The organism is Collimonas silvisoli (assembly GCF_018305005.1).
Classification (GTDB): domain Bacteria; phylum Pseudomonadota; class Gammaproteobacteria; order Burkholderiales; family Burkholderiaceae_D; genus Collimonas; species Collimonas silvisoli.
This window is the reverse complement of the sequence record NZ_JAGQEG010000217.1, coordinates 1-1,258: the sequence shown is the minus strand read 5'-3', so window position 1 is coordinate 1,258 and position 1,258 is coordinate 1. Positions and strand designations below refer to the sequence as shown.

Annotated in this window: 1 protein-coding gene and 2 pseudogenes; 2 read left to right on the top strand and 1 reads right to left on the bottom strand. The window is 61.2% G+C overall.

All coding sequences use genetic code 11. The annotated features are described in order from the left end of the window. On the bottom strand, positions 1 to 491 hold a 491-nt coding region (locus tag KHU33_RS26075), incomplete at its 3' end, for a hypothetical protein (protein WP_211468453.1). Between KHU33_RS26075 and KHU33_RS26940 the strand changes: the two are divergent. Together KHU33_RS26940 and KHU33_RS26625 are read left to right on the top strand one after the other, a co-directional pair. Next, positions 388 to 846, top strand: a pseudogene (locus tag KHU33_RS26940) (YadA-like family protein); the annotation flags it as partial. The gene KHU33_RS26075 and the pseudogene KHU33_RS26940 sit on opposite strands and share 104 nt — an antisense overlap. A 9-nt stretch (positions 847 to 855) precedes the next feature. Continuing rightward, a pseudogene (locus tag KHU33_RS26625) lies at positions 856 to 1,258 on the top strand (hypothetical protein); the annotation flags it as partial.

Here is a 1,258-nt window from a genome sequence, read left to right as displayed (position 1 = left end):
ACCAACAGCAACGTGGCATCGTTGTCGACTTCGACGTCGACTGGCTTGAGCACGACCAACAGCAGTGTGGGCTCGTTGTCGACTTCGACCTCGACTGGCTTGAGCACCACCAACAGCAACGTGGCATCGTTGTCGACTTCGACGTCGACCGGCTTGAGCACGACGAATAGCAATGTGACTTCGCTGTCGACCTCGACTTCGACTGGTTTGAGCACGACCAACAGCAATGTGGCCTCGCTGTCGACCTCGACTTCGACCGGCCTGAGCACGACCAATAGCAACGTCGCCTCGCTCTCGACGTCCGCGTCAACAGGCATCTCGACGAATGCCAGCAACATTGGGTCGCTGTCCACCGGTCTGAGCACGACGAACAGCAACGTCGCCTCGTTGTCCACCTCGACGTCGTCAGGCCTTACATCTCTGTCAACTGGTCTGAGCACAACCAACAGCGGCCTATCTTCACTGTCGACGACGGTATCGGCGTCGCGCACGCACTATTACAGCGTCAATGACGGCGGTACACAGCAAGCCAATTACAACAATGACGGCGCGACTGGCACGAATTCGCTGGCGAGTGGTGTGGGCGCGAGTGCGTCGGGCACCAACGCCACAGCTGTCGGTAACGGTGCTGTAGCGTCGGGCACGTCGTCCATTGCCATTGGTGACGGTGCTAACGCCAGGCACGACCAAAATATAGCGATTGGTGGCAATACCGACACCGCCGGCATTGGGGACACGGTCGTCGGCTATCAGGCGTTGGCTACCGCTAGCAATGCTACGGCAGTAGGGATAAAGACGATCGCGTCCGGTAACAGTGCCACGGCAGTGGGCAATAACGCAGCTGCTGACGGAGACATGGCGACGGCGATTGGTAACGGCTCCATGGCGCATGCAACATCGAGTGTTGCGCTGGGAGATAGCAATACCGTGGCGGCGGCGGCTGGCCCAGGCTCGGTTGCAATGGGCCACAACTCGCAGGTTCTTTCGGGGACAGGCGCCGTGGCGGTCGGCGAGCAGCAGACGGTTTCCGGCGACGGCGCGGTAGCCATCGGCGATCCGAACTCGTCCACCGGTACGGGTGCAGTGACCGTAGGTGCGAACAACACGTCGAACGGCAATGGCGCGGTCGCCATCGGCAACACCAACGCTGCCTATGGAGCGGGCTCGGTGGCGCTCGGCCAGAATTCAACGGCGGGCGTTCTGGGCCAAAGCACTGGCAACGTCGCGATCGGCAATGGTGCGACGGCGACGGCGAGTG